17 protein-coding genes and 1 tRNA gene are annotated in these 17,292 nt (G+C 70.6%); 5 read left to right on the plus strand and 13 right to left on the minus strand.

Features of this window, described 5'->3' with window-relative positions; all coding sequences use genetic code 11:
* Positions 1 to 155: 155 nt before the first annotated feature.
* Positions 156 to 287, minus strand: coding sequence for a hypothetical protein (locus tag G6038_RS31890; RefSeq protein WP_256997108.1), 132 nt, complete (start codon positions 285 to 287; stop codon positions 156 to 158).
* Between the two features lie 52 nt (positions 288 to 339).
* Here G6038_RS31890 and G6038_RS16120 point away from each other — a divergent pair, with 52 nt between their 5' ends.
* Complete coding sequence (locus G6038_RS16120; RefSeq protein WP_165038846.1) at positions 340 to 657, plus strand: hypothetical protein; 318 nt, start codon at positions 340 to 342, stop codon at positions 655 to 657.
* A 4-nt stretch (positions 658 to 661) separates the two neighbouring features.
* Here the strand turns inward: G6038_RS16120 and G6038_RS16125 are convergent, their stop codons facing one another.
* The gene (locus G6038_RS16125) at positions 662 to 1,444 is read right to left on the minus strand and encodes a serine protease (protein ID WP_165038847.1); all 783 of its coding nucleotides are present in this window, start codon (positions 1,442 to 1,444) and stop codon (positions 662 to 664) included.
* A gap of 203 nt (positions 1,445 to 1,647) precedes the next feature.
* Positions 1,648 to 1,721: transfer RNA gene (locus G6038_RS16130), tRNA-Leu, on the minus strand.
* A 110-nt stretch (positions 1,722 to 1,831) separates the two neighbouring features.
* On the opposite strand from G6038_RS16130, the gene G6038_RS16135 reads away from it, so the two are divergent.
* Together G6038_RS16135 and G6038_RS16140 are read left to right on the plus strand one after the other, a co-directional pair.
* A complete protein-coding gene (locus G6038_RS16135) occupies positions 1,832 to 2,446 on the plus strand; it encodes a response regulator (protein WP_165038848.1) in 615 nt (204 codons plus the stop codon).
* A 154-nt stretch (positions 2,447 to 2,600) separates the two neighbouring features.
* A complete protein-coding gene (locus tag G6038_RS16140) occupies positions 2,601 to 3,926 on the plus strand; it encodes an ABC transporter substrate-binding protein (RefSeq protein ID WP_165038849.1) in 1,326 nt (441 codons plus the stop codon).
* Positions 3,927 to 3,992: 66 nt separating this feature from the next.
* Here G6038_RS16140 and G6038_RS16145 read toward each other — a convergent pair whose 3' ends face one another.
* The 7 genes from G6038_RS16145 to G6038_RS31390 all read right to left on the minus strand — a co-directional run bounded on the left by G6038_RS16145 (position 3,993) and on the right by G6038_RS31390 (position 10,842).
* Positions 3,993 to 4,784: an ABC transporter ATP-binding protein gene (locus G6038_RS16145; protein WP_165038885.1), complete on the minus strand. Its 792-nt coding sequence runs from the start codon at positions 4,782 to 4,784 to the stop codon at positions 3,993 to 3,995.
* A gap of 29 nt (positions 4,785 to 4,813) precedes the next feature.
* Positions 4,814 to 5,854, minus strand: a complete 1,041-nt coding sequence (locus G6038_RS16150) for an ABC transporter ATP-binding protein (RefSeq protein ID WP_165038850.1) — start codon at positions 5,852 to 5,854, stop codon at positions 4,814 to 4,816.
* A complete protein-coding gene (locus G6038_RS16155; protein ID WP_165038851.1) occupies positions 5,847 to 6,836 on the minus strand; it encodes a branched-chain amino acid ABC transporter permease in 990 nt (329 codons plus the stop codon). Before G6038_RS16155 ends, G6038_RS16150 begins: the two co-directional genes overlap by 8 nt.
* 5 nt (positions 6,837 to 6,841) lie before the next feature.
* A complete protein-coding gene (locus tag G6038_RS16160) occupies positions 6,842 to 8,152 on the minus strand; it encodes a branched-chain amino acid ABC transporter permease (RefSeq protein ID WP_165038886.1) in 1,311 nt (436 codons plus the stop codon).
* A gap of 339 nt (positions 8,153 to 8,491) precedes the next feature.
* Positions 8,492 to 8,656 carry a hypothetical protein gene (locus G6038_RS16165; protein ID WP_165038852.1) on the minus strand — a complete coding sequence of 55 codons (165 nt, stop codon included), beginning with the start codon at positions 8,654 to 8,656 and terminating at the stop codon, positions 8,492 to 8,494.
* Between the two features lie 576 nt (positions 8,657 to 9,232).
* Positions 9,233 to 10,288, minus strand: coding sequence for an alpha/beta hydrolase (locus G6038_RS16170; RefSeq protein ID WP_165038887.1), 1,056 nt, complete (start codon positions 10,286 to 10,288; stop codon positions 9,233 to 9,235).
* Positions 10,289 to 10,329: 41 nt separating this feature from the next.
* Positions 10,330 to 10,842 carry an OB-fold domain-containing protein gene (locus tag G6038_RS31390; RefSeq protein WP_240918529.1) on the minus strand — a complete coding sequence of 171 codons (513 nt, stop codon included), beginning with the start codon at positions 10,840 to 10,842 and terminating at the stop codon, positions 10,330 to 10,332.
* Positions 10,843 to 11,086: 244 nt separating this feature from the next.
* On the opposite strand from G6038_RS31390, the gene polA reads away from it, so the two are divergent.
* Positions 11,087 to 13,810 (plus strand): DNA polymerase I, encoded by a 2,724-nt coding sequence (polA, locus tag G6038_RS16180; RefSeq protein WP_165038853.1) that lies wholly within the window; start codon positions 11,087 to 11,089, stop codon positions 13,808 to 13,810.
* Positions 13,811 to 13,875: 65 nt separating this feature from the next.
* On the opposite strand, the gene trxA is transcribed toward polA, so the two are convergent.
* The 3 genes from trxA to G6038_RS16195 form a co-directional block, all read right to left on the minus strand.
* Positions 13,876 to 14,247, minus strand: a complete 372-nt coding sequence (gene trxA / locus G6038_RS16185) for a thioredoxin (RefSeq protein WP_006941139.1) — start codon at positions 14,245 to 14,247, stop codon at positions 13,876 to 13,878.
* Positions 14,248 to 14,388: 141 nt separating this feature from the next.
* Positions 14,389 to 15,396 (minus strand): helix-turn-helix domain-containing protein, encoded by a 1,008-nt coding sequence (locus tag G6038_RS16190; protein WP_165038854.1) that lies wholly within the window; start codon positions 15,394 to 15,396, stop codon positions 14,389 to 14,391.
* A gap of 238 nt (positions 15,397 to 15,634) precedes the next feature.
* Positions 15,635 to 16,153: a 2'-5' RNA ligase family protein gene (locus tag G6038_RS16195; protein WP_165038855.1), complete on the minus strand. Its 519-nt coding sequence runs from the start codon at positions 16,151 to 16,153 to the stop codon at positions 15,635 to 15,637.
* Positions 16,154 to 16,172: 19 nt separating this feature from the next.
* On the opposite strand from G6038_RS16195, the gene G6038_RS16200 reads away from it, so the two are divergent.
* The gene (locus tag G6038_RS16200) at positions 16,173 to 17,267 is read left to right on the plus strand and encodes an isocitrate/isopropylmalate family dehydrogenase (protein ID WP_165038856.1); all 1,095 of its coding nucleotides are present in this window, start codon (positions 16,173 to 16,175) and stop codon (positions 17,265 to 17,267) included.
* The last annotated feature ends 25 nt before the right edge of the window (positions 17,268 to 17,292 follow it).

Here is a 17,292-nt window from a genome sequence, read left to right on the forward strand (position 1 = left end):
GGCCCGGTGCGTCCCGGCACGACCGCCCCCCGTGCGGTCACCGCGCCCGCGCCGACGGCGCAGCCGCCGACGAGGCCGGCCACGGCCCGCACCACCCCGGCGAAGCCGCGAGGGAAGACCCCGACCGCGGCGACGAGCTAGGTCGGCCGGTGGTGTCAGTCGTCGACCACGACCACCACGCCGGCGCGCATCAACACGGCGTACAGCTCGCACAACGGGGGAGTGAGCAGCCGGACCACGGCGCCGACCACCGCATCCGGGCCCACGGCGGCCATCGGGTTCGACATGCCCCCGACGGTAGGGACGTCAGGTGAACCGGAGTTGACGAGCGAGGAAAGAATGGCCGACGAACAGTCCTTCTGGGAATCCCACCGAACGATGGCACGGCTCGCCCGCGACGCCGAACGCTTCGCCGTGCACCTGCCCCTCGTCGGCCGAGTCGGGATTCCGCGGCCCGACCAGCTCGCCTATTTCGCCGGGCTGGCGGCGCTGGTGGCGCTGGACCTGATCGAGTGGCCGGTGGCGGTGGCCATCGCCGCGGGTCAGGTGGTGGTCACCGAGCACAACCACCGCGGCGCCGCGGCCGCGACACACCGTCCCGGGACGACGACCGACGCGGGCACGGCGACGACGGTGTCCGCGGAGGCGGCGACCTGACTCGTCACGGGGTGCACACGAGCGTGAATCCCGCGCCGAGGCCGCCTTGGGCGTCCAGGTCCTCGACGATCCGGTCGGCCCGCTGGTAGACCGCGAAGCGCACGTCGTTCGGCCGGTACCCCACAGTGAGGCCGAGCCACTCGTCGGTGCCGGTGCGGACCAGCGGACCGCCGGAGTCGCCCTGCCTCATCACGAGCCACGAGTTGACCGAGTTCGGGTTCACCAGCACGTCGCGGGTGCCGGCGCCGTCCAGCGCGTCGACGAGCGGGGCGGGCCCGCACACGATCCCGGTCGTGTACCCGGCCGCGCAGTGCCTGCCGATGTCCTGGTCGCCGTCCGGCAGCGAGCCGATCGACTCGAGCACCACGACCTCGCCGTCGGCGTCCGGCGCCGAGGTGTTCGAGCCGCGCACCGTCGTCTCGGCGAGCAGGATCACCGCGTAGTCCGGCGCCGCGTCGGTCGGCATTCCGAGCGGGTCCACCGAACCCGGGCTGTGGATCGCCGTCTCGGTGCCGATCGGGCCCCGGGCCTGTTCGCCGACCTTCCACACCGCACTGGAGCCGGTCTGTCGGCAGTGCCCGGCGGTGATGGCCACGAGCCGGTCCTCACGGTCGTAACCGATCGCGGCGACCGAGCACCAACCCGGCGCGGGATCGGCGGCGGTGAAGGTGATGCCGTCGCCCGGGCGCAGCACGATCCGGTCGTCCGGCACGTGCGCGGCGGCATCCGGAACCGGGGCGAGCATCACAGCCGCACAGGCCGCCACGAGGGGAAGGGCGCGTCCCATGCCTTCTCCAATCTCGATCCGTGTTCCGCAGGGACCGGGAACGGTCGGGGCTGGTCCCGACCCGGAACACCGGCCGGCGCAACCGAAATCGGCACCCTATCAGCGTTCCCGGACGTCGGCTCGGCGCACCGGTCGAGATGGCGACGGGGTGGGGGCCCGCGGGTCGCTCGGGGCGCCGCTCCGATGAGGCGGCGCACTGTGGGTGCCCCCGGTCAGACTCGAACTGACACTGTACGGGTTTTGAATCCGTTTCCTCTGCCAATTGGGATACGGGGGCGTCGTGCGGAGACCACTGTAGAAGATCGGTAACTGCCGTCGACCACCGGTACCCTTCTAACGTTCCACCCCCTCCGCGGGGGCCGCCCGAGCAACAGGAGATGGCCGACGATGACAGCCGCCCCGCACGAGAATCCCGCTCAGCCGCGGCGCGTCGTAGTGGCCGAGGACGAGGCGCTGATCAGGCTCGATCTGGTGGAGATGCTGCGCGAGGAAGGCTACGAGGTCGTCGGTGAGGCCGGCGACGGGCAGCGGGCGGTCGAACTGGCGGAGGAGCTGAAGCCCGACCTGGTCATCATGGACGTGAAGATGCCCCGGCGCGACGGCATCGACGCCGCCTCGGAGATCGCCGCCCGCCGCATCGCACCTGTGGTCATCCTCACGGCGTTCAGTCAGCGCGAACTCGTCGAACGTGCCCGGGACGCCGGCGCCATGGCATATCTCGTCAAGCCGTTCTCCAAGTCCGATCTCGTTCCGGCCATCGAAGTGGCGGCGAGCCGGTTCGCGGAGATCCGTGAACTCGAGCGCGAGGTGGCGGGGCTGGCCGAGCGGTTCGAGACCCGCAAGCTCGTCGACCGCGCCAAGGGCCTGCTCATGGACAAGCATGCGATGACGGAGCCGGAGGCGTTCCGCTGGATTCAGCGGGCGGCAATGGATCGGCGCACCACGATGAAGCACGTCGCCGAGGTGGTCATCGAGACGCTGGGCGGTGCCGCGGCGGGATGACAGATCTCCCCGTCACACCGGCGTAAATTCTTCGATAACGGTCGTGTCACAAGGATTTCGCCCGGGTTCACGGAAGGCGCGGGGCGGATAGGTTTCTGGCCACGTACCGGTGACGCATCCGGGACGGTGTGCATGCCGATCGAAGGAGAGTTGGATGGCCAGACGGACCTTCGTCCGCGCCGCTGCGGTGTTCGGAGCAGCGTCTCTCGCCCTCGCGGGTTGTAGCTCGGACAGCGACGATTCCGCCGCGGCCGGTTCCGGTGACAGCGCGGCGTCCGCGACGACCGTGACCACCGACTGCGAACCCGCGCAGGCGACCGCCGGGGCCACGCCGGTGACGACCCCGCTGAAGATCGGTACCCTGCTTCCCGAGACGGGCAGCCTCGCCTTCCTCGGGCCCCCGGAGGTGGCGGCGGTGCGGCTCGCGGTGGACGACGTGAACGCCGCCGGCGGCGTGTTGAGCCAGCCGGTGGAGCTGATCACCGGCGACTCGGGCGACACCACGACCGACACCGCGAACTCCACGGTGGATCGGGAGCTCGCGGCCGGAACGCAGGTGATCGTGGGCGCGGCCTCGTCGTCGGTGTCGCTGAAGGTGATCGACAAGATCGCCAGCGCCGGGGTGGTGATGTTCTCGCCGGCGAACACCTCCGACCAGTTCGTGTGCTACCCCGACAAGGGGCTGTACTTCCGCACCGCCCCCACCGACGTGCTGCAGGCGCAGGCCCTGGCGCAGCTGATCTCGGACGACGGTGCCCAGCGGGTGTCGATCATCGCGCTCAACGACCCGTACGGCACCGGCCTGGCCACCAACACCCAGAACAACCTCGTCGAGGCTGGTGTGCCGGAGGACCAGGTCCAGAAGATCATCTACGACCCCAATGCGCAGTCCTTCAACGCCGAGGTCGACCAGATCAACAACTTCGGCCCCGACGCCGTGGCGATCATCGGGTTCGAGGAGTCCGCGAAGATCCTCACCCGCATGCACGAGGTGGGTATCGGGCCGTCCGACGGCATGCTCGTCTACGGCGTGGACGGAAACATGGGCAACGCCCTCGGTGAGGCCGTCGCGCCCGGGCTGGTCGACACGATGCGCGGCACCACTCCGCTCACGGACGTCGGGCCGGAGTTCCAGAATCGGCTCGAGGCGATCGATCCCGCGCTGATCGACTTCAACTATGCCGGCGAGTCCTACGACGCCGTGGTGATCTCGGCGCTCGCTGCGGAACAGGCCGGCTCCACCGCCGGGGTGGACATCGCCGCGAACATCAACAGCGTCACCAAGGACGGCACGACGTGCACCAGCTACCAGCAGTGCGTGGATCTGCTGCGCGGGGGCGAGGACATCGACTACGACGGTGTCACCGGCCGGCTCAACTTCACCGACGCCGGCGAGCCCGGCATCGGGTCCTACGGGCACCTGGTGTTCGGGCCGGACAACAAGCTCACCACCGAGGACTACATCGTGGTCGGTGAGTAGCGGCGACCCAGCGGACGGGGCCGGGAACCGGGATCGGTTCCCGGCCCCGTCCGTCGTCCGGGCCCGTCAGCTGCGCTTCTTCTCCTGGCTGCCGGCGAGTGTCCCGAGGTAGAGCTCGACGACCTTCGGGTCGTGCATGAGGTTCGGCCCGGTGTCGGTGTAGGCGTTGCGGCCCTGGTCGAGCACATAGCCGCGGTTGCAGATCTGCAGGCATCGTCGCGCGTTCTGCTCGACCATGATGATCGACACCCCCGCGGCGTTGATCTTCTTGCAGCGGATGAACACCTCGTCCTGGAACATCGGCGACAGGCCCGCCGACGGCTCGTCGAGCAGCAGCACGGACGGATCCATCATCAGCGCCCGGCCCATCGCCACCATCTGCCGCTCACCGCCGGACAGGGCACCGGCCTTGACCTTGCGGCGCTCACCGAGAAGCGGGAACAGCTCCGCGACGAACGTGAAACGCTCCTCGAACTGTTTGGGCCGCAAGTAGATTCCCATCTCGAGGTTCTCCTCGATGGTCAGCGAGGGGAACACGTTACGGGTCTGCGGCACGTAGCCGAGACCCTTGCGCACCAGTACGTGCGCGGGCGCGGCGGTGATGTCGTCGCCACGCAGCGTCACCGTGCCGCGACGCACCGGGATCAACCCGAACAGCGCCTTGAGCAGGGTCGACTTGCCGGCGCCGTTGGGCCCGATGATGCCGACGATCTCGCCGTCGCGGAGGAAGAAGTTGCAGCCGCGCAGGATGTCGACACCGGGGAAGTACCCGGCGACGATGTCGTCGGCGCGCACCAGCGCCCCCTCGGCGAGACGGGCGTGCTCCTCGGGAGTGGCCGCGCGCTCGGCCGCGGTCATCTGCGCCGGGCTGGGGGAGGGCGTCTCGCTCACGGCTTCTCCTGCGTCGGAGGCTCGGTACCGGTCTCGGGTTGCCCGGTCGCGCCGGGCATGTCGGCGAGGGCGGTGGCGCTCGGCTCGGACAGGTCGCCGCCGGTCTCGAGGGTGTGGGCCTCGGCCTCCTCGATCGCCACGGCGAGCGCGGCCGTGGCGCCGACGGGGTTGCCCTCGTCGTCGAACTCGAGCGCCTGGTCGTGGTGGCTGCCCAGGTAGGCGTCGACGACGGCGGGACTCGAGGACAGCTGGTCCGGCGGGGCCTCGGCGATCACCGACCCCTGGGCCATCACCACCACCCAATCGGAGATGTCGCGGATGACGTCCATGTCGTGTTCGACGAACACGACGGTCATCCCGTCGTCGCGCAGGGCCTTGATGTGGCCGAGGAGGCTCTGCGTCAGCGCGGGATTGACCCCGGCCATCGGCTCGTCGAGCATCACCACCGTCGGCTCGGTCATCAGGGCCCGCGCCATCTCGAGGAGCTTGCGCTGCCCGCCGGACAGGGAGCCGGCCAGGTCGTCGGCCTTCGCGTCCAGAGCGAACCGCGCCAGCAGGTCGCGGGCCCGCTCGGTGACGGCGCGTTCCTGCCGGTGCCACGTCCACGGCAGCAGTGCACCGAGTATCCGTTCCCCGTGCTGGCCCGTCGCGCCGAGCCGCACGTTGTCGAGCACCGTCATCTTCGACAGCGCCTTGGTCAGCTGGAACGTCCGCACGATCCCGCGGCGCGCCAGCTGGTGCGGGTGCAGGCGGCCGAGCGAGGTCCCGTCCATGCTCCAGGTCCCCGTGTCGGGGCGGTCGAAGCCGGTGAGCAGGTTGAACAGCGTGGTCTTGCCGGCGCCGTTCGGCCCGATCAGCCCGGTGATGCACCCTCGCTGAATCTCGAGGTGCGCCACGTCGACGGCCTTGAGGCCGCCGAAGGTGCGGGAGAGCCCGTCCACCACGAGGATCGGGTCCGGTTTGGCCGCGCCGGGCTCGCGGGGCACGGAGTCGAACAGCGCGGAGCGCTGCGCCGCGGAGAGGGGCGCGTCAGGCATCGAGCTGCACCTCCCGCTTGTTGCCGAGGATTCCCTGGGGCCGGAACACCATCATGACTGCGATGAGCACACCGAGGAGGATGTAGCGCATCGCCCCGACCTGCTGCTCGGACAGGGCCAGCAGCGGGTCCGGGCCCGAGATGGACTGGCGCAGCAGGGCATCGGGAACGGTGAGCAGGAACCAGAACAGCATCGCGCCGAGCACGGGACCGAACACGGTGGCGGCGCCACCGAGGATCAGGGCGCCGAAGGCGAAGAACGTCTGCGCGGTGGAGTAGAAGTCGGGGTTGATCGACTTGGTCTGCAGTGCATTGAAGATGCCGCCGAGCCCGCCGATCATGCCGCCGAGCACCAGCGCCTGCATCTTGTACACGAAGACGTTCTTGCCGAGCGATCGGGCGGCGTCCTCGTCCTCGCGGACGGCCTTGAGGACCCGGCCCCACGGGCTGTGGCTGAGCAGGTACACCAGCCCGCACAGCGCCAGCACCAGGGTCCAGCCCACGACCATCGCCCACAGGTCGTCGCCGTAGAACCGCATCCCGAGCAGCGAGTACTGGCGCCCGGAGTCGAACGGGCTGAGCTGCGTGAACGGCCCGGCGAACCCGAACAGGCCGTTGGTCGAACCGGTCACCGGATCCGAGGCGGTGGACCGGAACACCAGCCGCAGGATCTCGGAGGCGGCGATGGTGACGATGGCGAGGTAGTCGGCCCGCAGCCGCAGCGTGGGGATGCCCAGCACCACGGCCAGCAGGGCCGAGGCGGCCAGCCCCACGAGGATGCCGAGCCACAGCGGCTGGTCGTAGGTGACGGTCATGATCCCGACGCCGTACCCGCCGAGCAGGGCGAACCCGATCTGACCGAAGTTGAGCAGTCCGGCGTACCCGAAGTGCAGGTTCAGCCCGATGGCCAGCAGCGCGTAGAAGATCGCCGACGGCCCGATCAACTGGGCGAAGGAAACCTGGAGAACGGCAGCGATGTCCACGGCGGTCACCCGACCCTTGCCCGGCTGCCGAGGATGCCCTGGGGCCGGACGACGAGGATGAGGATCAGCACGAGCAGGCCGCCGATGTACTTCAGGTCGGGGTTGATGACCAGCGTCGACAACTGCACCAGCAGGCCCACGATGACACAGCCGAGCAACGCCCCGTACGCGGTGCCGAGGCCGCCGAGGGTGATCCCGGCGAACATCAGCAGCAGCAGCTTGAAGCCCATCTCCCACTGCACGCGGCCCCCGAGCTCGGACAGGCCGAAGAGCACGCCGCCCAGGGCGGCCAGCCCACCGCCGAGGGCCCACACGAACCGGACGACGCGTTCGACGTCGATGCCGGAGGCGGCCGCCAGATCCCGGTTGTCGGCCACCGCCCGCATGGCCTTGCCGATGCGGGTGCGCTGGATGAGCAGGGCCACCCCGACCAGCACGACGAGGCTGACCACGATGCAGGCCAGGTTCACCGGGGTGATCGCGATCGGACCCCATTCCAGCTGGCGCTGGCCCTGATAGTCGGCGAACGCCTCGGCCCGGTCGGAGAACAGCGCGAGGATCAGGTAGCGCAGCGAGATCGCCAGGCCGATGGACACGACCAGCTGGGCGATGAGGCCGGTGCGCCGGCGCCGCAGGGGCGCCCAGATCAGCCCGTTGTTGAGCAGGCCGATGACGATGCCGACCACGATCGCCAGCAGCGTCGCGGGGATCAACTGGATGCCCAGGCTGACGTTGAAGATCCACGCGGCCACCGCGCCGAGGGTCACGAGCTCGCCGTGCGCGAAGTTCGTCAGGCCCGTGGTCCCGAAGATCAGGCTCAGCCCGACCCCGGCGATCGCGATCACGAGGCCGAACCGTAATCCGTCGACGACGGTGCGGATCAGGGTTTCCCACCCCGAGGTGGCGAACCCGGACCGCGACTCGCCGAACGAGAAGATGACCGTGTTCGCCCGGCCGGCGGCGACGTCGCGCTGCACGGTGGCCTGCACGCTCACCCCCTCGGGAAGGGACTGCTCGTCCACCTCGAACGTGTAGGTGCCGGGGGAAACGGTCATCTGCCAGCGGCCGTCGGGCGCCGAGGTCGCCCGGGCGACCTCGGCGCCCGCGGCGTCGCGGGCCCGGACCGTGACCCCGCCGAGACGCTCCCCGGCGTTGTTGAGACTGCCGCTGACCCGCACCCCCGCGCTCGGCTGGGGAGCAGTGGTGGCCGGCGCCGGGGGTGGCGTGGGTTCCTGCGCCGCGGCGGCTCCGGCTCCGACACCGGCGAGCGCGAGTGCGACGAGCAGGAGCAGGAGCGTCGGGGCGAGCCGAGGTATCGGTGCGAGCCGAGGTATCGGCGGTCGCCCCCGGAGCGGCACGGATGGGGCCACGCAGGTCCTCCGGATCACGTCGGGGTCGTCGAGCGCGGCGCCGGGGGATCGGCGTCGTGGAACCGGACTTTAGCGGCTGCAATCGCTTTCCACGGGGCTCTGCGATTTCCGCCGCGTATCTGTTCCGTTTCGTTCCGCTGGGGCACGGATCCCGGCATGCGGATCCTCGGGAACCAGGGCGCGGCTCCGGGTGGTCGCGCGTCGCGCCTGCCGCGTCGAGCGGAGCATTCCCTGGACTCGCAGAGGTGCGGTGCGTATCCGGTTCGTTCACCGGGGCGAGGGCCCTCAGGGCAGGACGCGCGCGACTGTGGCCCCACCGGGGGTGTACGGGGTGAGTGCCCGGGAGCCGAACATCGGTGAGCGGGGTTCGACCGCGGATTTCGACATGGCCGTGCGCGCCCGGGTCGCGGCCGTCGCCGCCGACATCGACGAGAACCGGGCAGCGATCACGCAGGGGATCATGGCGCGCCTCGCCTCCAGGATCGAGACGCTGAGAGGGGACCCCGGTCTCGGTCGGATGCTGACCGCCGTGGTCGAGGCCGGCGTCGGCGTGGCCGTGCAGATGCTCGAGCACGACATCGCGGCCGATCAACTGCCGGCGACTCCCCTCAGCGTGGAGTACGCCAGGATGCTGGCCCAGCGCGACGTTCCGATCACTGCATTGGTGGCAGGCTCGAACCTGATCGACGACGTCGTGCTGCAGTGGTGTCTCGAGCGGCTGGAAGGGTCCGATGCGGGCGCCTCGATCGTCGCGCGGACCGCGCTGGTGATCATGGCAAAGCTGTCCGCCCGCTCCGATCGGGTGTTTCAGGAGGTGCTCGAGGCCTACGAAGCCGAGCGCGAGACGTGGCTGTTCAATCGCAGTGCTGCGGGTTCGGCGCGGATCGGGGACCTTCTGGCCGGACGCCCGTGCGATCCGGCCGTTGCGGAGGGCACCCTCGGTTACCGGCTCGACCATCATCACCTGGGCCTGGTCTTCTGGATCGACGACGTTCCCACGGACGATGATCCCCGCTACCTCGAGCGTTATCCGGCCGCAGCCCGTCCGGCTCGATGGTGCGCCCACGCGCGGTGCATCAGCCGGTCGAGGGCGCCGGCGACGACCTCGGGGAACTCGAGCTGGACCAGGTGCCCGGCCCCGCGGACCCGCTTGAGCTCGACATCCGGCAGTGCCCCCGCGAGCTCCTCGGAGCCGGAGAACGGGATGATCATGTCGGCGTCCCCGCACAGCACCAGGGCGGGCACCTGTCCGAGCACCGGCAGCGCCGCGGACTCGTCGTGCAGTTCGAGGGTGCGCAGGAAGTTCACGATGGTCAGCACCGAGGTCTCCGCCAGCATCCGGTCGGAGAATTCCACCAGCTTCGGGCTGACCACCGTCCCGTAGGACGCGGCGCGCAGGATCGGCGCGATGATCGCCTTGGCGGCCCCACGGGCGTACTGCACCACGCCCGGCGCGGTGCGGGCCAGGTGCCGGAACGCGTCGAGCACCGGGTTCTCGAGGTTGCGGCCGATGCCGGTCTTCGTCAGCCCGGCCGCGGTGGTGGCGAGCAATCCGACCCCGACGATGCGTTCGTCGAACAGCTCCGGGCGCTGAGCGGCCAGGGCGATGGTCGTCATCCCGCCCATCGAGTGCCCGACCACGACCACCGGGCCGGTGGGGGCGACGGTGTCGATGACCGTGCCCAGATCGCGGCCGAGCTGGGCGATGGTGCAGGACTCGGCGTCGGCCATGGTGGATTCCCCGTGGCCGCGCTGATCGTAGAACACCACCCTGACGTCCTTACCCCAGTGCTGCGCGATGTGGCGCATCTGCAGGTGCCAGGACTGCATGCGCATGCAGTAACCGTGGACGAACACGACGGTGACGGAGGGGTCTGCGGATCCGGTCAGCCGGACTGCGAGTTCGACGCCGTCCTCGGTGCGGACGGTGTGCTCGGGCAGCGCGAGTATTGCGTCGAAGTCTTCCTCGCCGTAGCTCTCGTGCGCGGGCAGGCCCGCGGTGCGCACCGCGTACAGCCCGGCGCCTGTGGCCAGAGTGGCCAGAGTCGACCCCAACAGCCCCGCCTTCCGCAACGCCGGCATCTCGCTCACCTCCTGCCGATTCCTCTCGGTGGTCGCATCGATCACGCTTGTCGCACGGTGAACACGGGGAATCTCGCACCGGGCGGTGTGGGCCGGAACTCCACACGGATCGGGTCGTCCGGGTGCTCCGGAAGGGGGCCGTCGATGGACGTGTACACCCAGGGACCGTCGTCGAGGGCCACGATGGCGATGGTGTCGGGCACCAGATCCCCTCCCGGACCTTTCGGGGCGCGGTGCACGACCCGCGACGACACGACGGAGCCGGTGCCGGTGGAGGGCACCGCGTCGAGGTGGGTGCTGCCGCACCGCGAGCAGGACGCCGTCAACGGCGCGAGCAGGATGGCGCATCGGCGGCAGCGCTCGAGCATCAGCGGCCGACTCGAGGTACCGACGGGACAACTTCCTTCGGTCGGAAGGTGCTGGACGGCCACGCGCTGGGCTGCGCCGTGAGCAGGCAGGGCGGTGTAACGGCGCCGGTGGGAGTCGGCGGAGGCGAGGCGTCCGCGCGTTCCGGCATACCCGTCGACGGGTGCGGGTGCGGGTGCGGAATGCATACGGCGGGTCCTTTCGACACACGCAGGTGCCGCAGGGCGGCCGGTGGCGTACCGGTCGCGAAGCGACAGATCCGCGTCGTGAGCGGTGTCGACGATCCGAGTTCGCCGACGTTTCCTCCACGGTAGGGCCGCCCCCACGGGATTCCACCGGTCGTCGGGCACAAAGAGCCGGTGGTGTGCTGGGCTCTGCACACAGTCGCGGACGAGAGCGGGTTGTCCGAGCCGGTCCCTAGACTGAGGAACCGTGACTCGTGCATCCACCTCCTCCGCACCCGCCGGCACCACCGGCGACCGACCGACCCTGTTGCTGCTCGACGGGCATTCCCTGGCGTTCCGCGCGTTCTACGCGCTGCCGGCGGAGAACTTCAAGACCCACAGCGGCCAGACCACCAACGCGGTGTACGGGTTCACGTCCATGCTCATCAACCTGCTGCGCGACGAGCAGCCCACCCATGTCGCCGCGGCCTTCGACGTCAACCGCGACACGTTCCGGGCGGCGGCGTACCCCGAGTACAAGGCCAATCGCAGCTCGGCGCCCGACGAGTTCCGCGGTCAGGTCGACATCACCAAGGACGTGCTCGAGGCGCTGGGCATCCCGGTGATGGCCGAGCCCGGCTACGAGGCCGACGACATCATCGCGACCCTGGCCACGCAGGCCGCCGCCCAGGGGTACCGGGTCCTCGTGGTCACCGGCGACCGGGACTCGCTGCAGCTGGTCACCGACGACGTGACCGTCCTCTACCCCCGGCGCGGGGTGTCGGACCTGACCCGGTTCACGCCCGGGGCGGTGGCGGAGAAGTACGGCCTGACCCCGCAGCAGTACCCCGATTTCGCGGCGTTGCGCGGAGACCCGAGCGACAACCTGCCGTCGATCCCGGGGGTGGGGGAGAAGACCGCCGCCAAGTGGATCCGCGAGTTCGGCAGCCTCACCGAGCTCGTCGACCGCGTCGACGAGGTCCGCGGGAAGACCGGGGACGCCCTGCGGGCACATCTGTCCAGCGTGCTGCTCAATCGTCAGCTCACCGAGATGGTGCGGGACATGGCCCTGCCCTACACCCCCGATCAGCTGGCCCTGACCCCCTGGGACCGCGACCGCATCCACCGGCTGTTCGACGACCTCGAGTTCAAGGTGCTGCGCGACCGGCTGTTCGCGACCCTCAGCTCGGTCGAGCCGGAGGCCGAGGAGGGCTTCGAGGTGCGCGGCGGCGTGCTCGAGCCGGGCACACTCGCCGGATGGCTCGCCGTGCATGCCGTGCCGGACGTGCGGCACGGCATGGCGGTGCTCGGTTCCTGCGTCCCGTACGGCGGCGACGCCACGGCCGTGGCGATCGCCGCGGCCGACGGTGAGGGCGCGTACGTGAGCACCACCACCCTCACGCCCGAGGACGAGACGGCGCTCGCCGCCTGGCTGGCCGACGTGGACGTGCCCAAGGCGCTGCACGAGGCGAAGGCGGCCCTGCACGCACTGCGGGGCCGCGGGTGGACGCTGGGCGGGGTCACCAGCGACACCGCCCTCGCCGCCTACCTGGTGCGTCCCGGCCAGCGCACCTTCAATCTCGACGACCTGTCCCTGCGCTACCTCAAGCGGGAGCTACGGGTGGAGGAGTCGGGGGAGCAGCAGCTCTCGCTGCTCGACGACGCCGACGCCGCGGACGCGAAGGCCGCGGAGGCCGCGATTCTGCGGGCCCGTGCGGTGGTGGACCTCGCCGCGGCCCTGGACACCGAGCTCGAGGAGATCGAGTCCACCGCCCTGCTGACCGACATGGAACTGCCCCTGCTGGGTGTGCTCGCCGACCTCGAGACGACCGGAATCGCGGTCGAGGCCGGACGGTTGGACGACCTGCAGTCCGGCTTCGTCGCGGACGTCGCCGCCGCGGCGTCGGCCGCCTACGACGTGATCGGCAAGCAGATCAACCTCGGCTCACCGAAGCAACTGCAGGTGGTGCTGTTCGACGAGCTGGGGATGCCGAAGACGAAGAAGACCAAGACCGGCTACACCACCGACGCCGAGGCGCTGCAGAATCTGTTCGAGCAGACCGGGCACCCGTTCCTCGGGCACCTGCTCGCGCACCGGGAAGCGATGAAGATGAAGACCACGGTCGACGGCCTGGTCAAGTCCATCGCCGACGACGGCCGGATCCACACCACCTTCAACCAGACCGTGGCGGCCACCGGCCGGTTGTCCTCGACCGAGCCGAACCTGCAGAACATCCCGGTGCGCACGGAGGCGGGCCGGCACATCCGCGACGCGTTCGTCGTCGGTCCCGGCTACGACCTGCTGCTCACCGCGGACTACAGCCAGATCGAGATGCGGATCATGGCGCACCTCTCCGGCGACGAGGGCCTGATCGAGGCGTTCAACACCGGCGAGGACCTGCACAGCTTCGTCGGCTCCCGGGCGTTCGGGGTGCCGATCGAGGAGGTCACGCCGGAGCTGCGGCGCCGGGTCAAGGCGATGTCGTACGGCCTGGCCTACGGGCTCAGCGCGTACGGGCTGGCGCAGCAGCTGAAGATCTCCACCGAAGAGGCCCGCGAACAGATGGAGGCCTACTTCAACCGCTTCGGCGGCGTGCGCGACTACCTGCACGCCGTCGTCGAGCAGGCCCGCAAGGACGGCTACACCTCCACCCTCTACGGCCGCCGGCGCTACCTGCCGGACCTGAACAGCGACAACCGTCAGCGCCGGGAGGTCGCCGAGCGGGCCGCGCTCAACGCCCCGATCCAGGGCACCGCCGCCGACATCATCAAGGTCGCGATGATCGACGTGCAGACGGCGCTGCGCGGGGCCGGGTTGCGCTCGCGCATGCTCCTGCAGGTACACGACGAACTGGTGCTCGAGGTGACCGCCGACGAGCGCGAACAGGTGCAGCAGCTGGTGCGGGACAAGATGGCCTCGGTCATCGACCTGTCGGTTCCGCTGGACGTCTCGGTCGGCTTCGGGCGCAGCTGGGACGCCGCCGCGCACTGACCCCGGCACAGAGGTGCGCACGTCCCGTCGCCCTGTCGCGGCGGGACGTGCGCACCCGGGGTCGCTCAGCCCTGCTTCTGGTTCTGTTCGGCGATCTGGCGGCGCACCTCGTCCATGTCGAGGGCCTTGACCTGGGTCACGAGGTCCTCGAGCGCGGCCGGGGGCAGGGCGCCGGCCTGGTTGAACACGAGGACGCCTTCACGGAACGCCATGATCGTCGGGATGGACCGGATGTTCGCCGCCGCCGCGATGCCCTGTTCGGCCTCGGTGTCCACCTTGGCGTGCACGACGTCCGGGTGCTTCTCCGACGACGACTCGAAGGTGGGGGCGAAGGAGCGGCACGGCCCGCACCACGATGCCCAGAAGTCGACGAGGACCACGTCGTTACCGGTGATGATGTCGTCGAAGTTCTGCTGGGTGAGAGTCTGGGTGGCCACGGGGATCCTTTCGGTCGGGTACTGATCGCGTCAACGTCATGTCGCGACCGTTTCTTCCCGCGGGTACCCGTTCCTCCCGTGGATACCCCCGGTGGATACGCGCTGCGCCGACGCCCGGGTCGTCCGTGGGCCCCCGGCGGTCTACCGCACGCGGGTGGGTTCGGTGCGGAAGGTGCGACGGTAGCTGTGCGGGGTGGTGCGGCGCAGGCGCAGGAAGTGCTGCCGCAGGACCGCGGCCGTCCCGAAGCCGACGCGGTCGGCGATGACGTCGACGGGCAGGTCGGTGGTCTCGAGCAGCCGCTGGGCGGCGAGGACCCGTTGATCGCGCAACCAGCGGGCGGGCGTCGTCCCGGTCTCGGCCAGGAACCGCCGCGCGAAGGTCCGCGCGGACATGTGCGCCTTCGCGGCGAGCGCCGCCACGGGCAGATCCTCGTCGAGGTGCCCGGTCATCCAGTCGAGCAGGGGCGCGAGTGTCTCGGCGGGTGCCGTCGGCAGCGGCATGGCGACGTACTGGGCCTGCCCGCCGTCGCGGTGCGGCGGGACCACCATCCGGCGCGCGATGCCGTTGGCCACGTCCGAGCCCTGTTCCTTGCGGACGATGTGCAGGCACAGGTCGATTCCGGCGGCGGTGCCGGCGCTCGTGAACACCGGGTCGTCGTCGACGTAGAGCACATCCGGATCGACCTTCGCGGACGGGAAGCGTTCGGCCAGCCGCGGGGCGTGGCGCCAGTGGGTGGTGCAGCGGCGATCGTCGAGCAGGCCGGCCGCGCCCAGCACGAACGCTCCCGTACACAGGCTCGCGACCCGCGCGCCGCGGTCCACCGCCGCCCGCAGCTTGGCGAACAGCGGATGCAGGTCGGCGATCTCGTCGGCGACGCCGCACACGAACGACTCGTCCAGGTCGGCGATCCCGGTGCCGCCGGCGGGAATCACGATCAGATCCGCGTCGTCGAGGCGATCGAGCTCGTAGGGGACGTCGATCGTGTACCCGAACCGGGTGGTGACCGGCCGGGGGCTGCCCGCGACGAGGCTGAAGTCGTACACGGGCAGCCCGTCGTCGGATCGGTCGAAGCCGAACACCTCGCAGGCGACGCCGAGTTCGAAGGCCTCGGTGCGGGGCAACAGCGGCACGACCACCGTCGTCAGCATGCCGCCCAGTCTGCCACCGGGTTGGCCGGAAATCGACGATACGTGTCGTTTCTGCCGCTGTCGGCGGGGCGGCCCGCGGACCAGGCTGAGGTCATGACCGTCCTCCTGTTCGTCCTCGTCGTGTTCGTGGTGCTCGACGCCCTGGCGCTGGCCGGCCGGACGCCCGACACCCACCGCGAGGAAACCCAGTTCGGCGACTACCGCGTCTGACCCGGCCCCGGCCCGCGGCGGCGCGGCGTCACACCACCCGCCACTCGCGCCGCGCCTCGCCGTCCCACCGCCGGATGCCCGCCGACGCGCCCGTCAGCTCCCGGGTGCCCGCACGGGTCGCCGTCAGCGCCGATCCGAGCCGGCCCGGCGGCACCCGGCGGGCCAGGGTCACGTGCGGGGTCCACTCGCCGGGCCGGATGTGCGCCGGCACACCCGGACAACCGTCGATCAGCTCGAACACCACCCGCTGCAACTCGAGCAGTTCGACCGTGGGCACCACCAGCCGCGCCACCGTCGCGGTGCGCGAGCCGAACAGCACCATCCCCCCGAGCCGCACCGGCAACGGCTCGCCCGTGATCCGCTCCCGCATCGCCCCTTCCACGCCCGGCGGAATCGACGCGGCGACCGCGAGCGTGATGTGCGGGCGGTTCGACTCGGACCGGTTGCGGGCCTGGCTGGAGAGCCCCACGTCCAGCAACCGCGACCATTCCTCGCGGACCGCCTGATCCAGGCGGTCGTCGAGGAGCAGTTCCACCGACTGCACCATGGTGGGTAATGATTGCCGCATGACCGACGCCGTCGCAATCCCCGCCCCGCACCGCATCGGACTGCTCGAAGGAGACGGGATCGGTCACGAGATCGTCCCGGCCGCCCGCCGCGTGGTCGACGCCGCCGTTGCCGCCGTACACGGCCCGGAGATCGACTGGGTGCCGCTGCCGCTCGGCGCCGACGCGATCGCCACCCACGGCACCCCCACCCCCGAATCCACCCTCGACGCACTCGCGGGCCTGGGCTCGTGGATCCTCGGACCGCACGACAGCGCTGCCTATCCCGACCCGTTCCGCGCGCAGCTCGCCCCGGGAGGGCAGATCCGCAAGCGGTTCGACCTGTACGCCAACATCCGTCCCGCCCGCGCCCTGCCGGGTGTCCGCGCCGTGTCCCCGCGCATGAATCTCGTCATCGTGCGGGAGAACACCGAAGGGCTCTACGCCGACCGCAACATGGTCGTCGGCAGCGGCGAGTTCATGCCCACCCCCGACGTCGCGCTCGCCGTCGGCGTCGTCACGCGGGCGGCCTGCGAACGCATCGCCCACACGGCGTTCCGGCTCGCCACCCGCCGCCGCCGCCGCGTCACGATCGTGCACAAGGCCAACGTCCTGTCCCTGACCACCGGCCTGTTCCGGGACGTCTGCCGCGAGGTCGGCGCACAGTATCCGTCGGTGACGGTGGACGACGAGCACGTCGACGCCATGGCCGCCCACCTCGTCCGCCACGGCGACGACTACGACGTCGTCGTCACCGAGAACATGTTCGGCGACATCCTCTCCGACCTCGCGGGCGAATTGTCCGGCTCGCTCGGCACCGCGGCGTCGATCAACGCATCCGACACCCAGGCCATGGCGCAGGCTGCGCACGGCGCCGCCCCGGACATCGCCGGCCGCAACCGCGCCAATCCCACGGCGCTGATCCTGTCCGCCGCGATGCTCCTCGACCGGCTCGGCATCGTCCACGACCTGCCGGAGTTCGTCGCCGCGGCCCGGCGGATCGAGCACGCCGTCGACGCGACCGTCGAGGCGGGCGTGGCCACCGCGGATCTCGGCGGACTCGCCTCGACCGCCGAATTCACCGAGGCCGTCGTCGCTCGCTCTCGTCGCCGCTGAGCGGCAGCTCTTCTCGCCGCCGAGC

It is taken from the genome of Rhodococcus sp. 14C212, assembly GCF_011058195.1.
In the GTDB taxonomy this organism is placed as follows: Bacteria; Actinomycetota; Actinomycetes; order Mycobacteriales; family Mycobacteriaceae; genus Rhodococcus; species Rhodococcus aetherivorans.

What these genes read in the sequence shown, in the direction of transcription:
- G6038_RS16200 (WP_165038856.1), top strand. Translation starts at nt 16,173, where the DNA reads ATGACCGACGCCGTCGCAATCCCCGCCCCGCACCGCATCGGACTGCTC.
- G6038_RS16145 (WP_165038885.1), bottom strand. Translation starts at nt 4,784, where the DNA reads ATGACCGCGGCCGAGCGCGCGGCCACTCCCGAGGAGCACGCCCGTCTC.
- G6038_RS31890 (WP_256997108.1), bottom strand. Translation starts at nt 287, where the DNA reads ATGTCGAACCCGATGGCCGCCGTGGGCCCGGATGCGGTGGTCGGCGCC.
- G6038_RS16170 (WP_165038887.1), bottom strand. Translation starts at nt 10,288, where the DNA reads ATGCCGGCGTTGCGGAAGGCGGGGCTGTTGGGGTCGACTCTGGCCACT.
- G6038_RS16195 (WP_165038855.1), bottom strand. Translation starts at nt 16,153, where the DNA reads ATGGTGCAGTCGGTGGAACTGCTCCTCGACGACCGCCTGGATCAGGCG.
- G6038_RS16150 (WP_165038850.1), bottom strand. Translation starts at nt 5,854, where the DNA reads ATGCCTGACGCGCCCCTCTCCGCGGCGCAGCGCTCCGCGCTGTTCGAC.
- G6038_RS16125 (WP_165038847.1), bottom strand. Translation starts at nt 1,444, where the DNA reads ATGGGACGCGCCCTTCCCCTCGTGGCGGCCTGTGCGGCTGTGATGCTC.
- G6038_RS16190 (WP_165038854.1), bottom strand. Translation starts at nt 15,396, where the DNA reads ATGCTGACGACGGTGGTCGTGCCGCTGTTGCCCCGCACCGAGGCCTTC.
- G6038_RS16120 (WP_165038846.1), top strand. Translation starts at nt 340, where the DNA reads ATGGCCGACGAACAGTCCTTCTGGGAATCCCACCGAACGATGGCACGG.
- G6038_RS31390 (WP_240918529.1), bottom strand. Translation starts at nt 10,842, where the DNA reads ATGCATTCCGCACCCGCACCCGCACCCGTCGACGGGTATGCCGGAACG.
- G6038_RS16135 (WP_165038848.1), top strand. Translation starts at nt 1,832, where the DNA reads ATGACAGCCGCCCCGCACGAGAATCCCGCTCAGCCGCGGCGCGTCGTA.
- G6038_RS16140 (WP_165038849.1), top strand. Translation starts at nt 2,601, where the DNA reads ATGGCCAGACGGACCTTCGTCCGCGCCGCTGCGGTGTTCGGAGCAGCG.